The organism is Aeromonas australiensis, from assembly GCF_000819725.1.
GTDB classification, from domain to species: domain Bacteria; phylum Pseudomonadota; class Gammaproteobacteria; order Enterobacterales; family Aeromonadaceae; genus Aeromonas; species Aeromonas australiensis.
Genome location: NZ_CDDH01000092.1, coordinates 1 through 557 on the forward strand (window position 1 = coordinate 1; position 557 = coordinate 557).

Below are 557 nucleotides of genomic sequence, written 5' to 3' on the forward strand. Positions count from 1 at the left end.
TTGGCGCAGGCAAACCAGCGCCCTAACGGTGCGCTCTCACTGCTGCGTTAAGGGAGGGCGGCCAGTAAGGCCGTTCATCGGTTAGCACATATATTGGGTGTTCGGGACTCCTGATATGACGAGATGGCAGAGGGGGGCAAACTCTCTGCCAAGAGAGTGTGATGAGGCGGTTCACCTTATCACACGAGGGGAAAGCGTGCGGTATGCCGTGGATCCCTTATCGATAGGAGAGATATCATGTCGATGTTTATTAATACCAATGTGTCCTCGCTGAACTCTCAGCGGAACCTGATGAATACCAACAAGGCGCTGGATACCGCCTACCAACGCCTCTCCTCTGGCTTGCGGATCAACAGTGCCAAAGATGATGCGGCCGGTCTGCAGATCTCCAACCGTTTGACCTCCCAGATCAACGGTTTGAACCAGGGTAACCGTAACGCCAATGACGGTATCTCCCTGGCACAAACCGCTGAAGGGGCGATGGAAGAGATCACCGGTATGTTCCAGCGGATGCGGGTGCTGGCCGAGCAGTCAGCCAACGGCTCCAACACAGATGC

1 protein-coding gene is annotated in these 557 nt (G+C 55.5%); it reads left to right on the top strand.

Annotated elements, in window-relative coordinates; translation table 11 throughout:
* Positions 1–237 precede the first annotated feature (237 nt).
* On the top strand, positions 238–557 hold a 320-nt coding region (locus tag BN1117_RS16080; protein WP_040099012.1), incomplete at its 3' end, for a flagellin N-terminal helical domain-containing protein.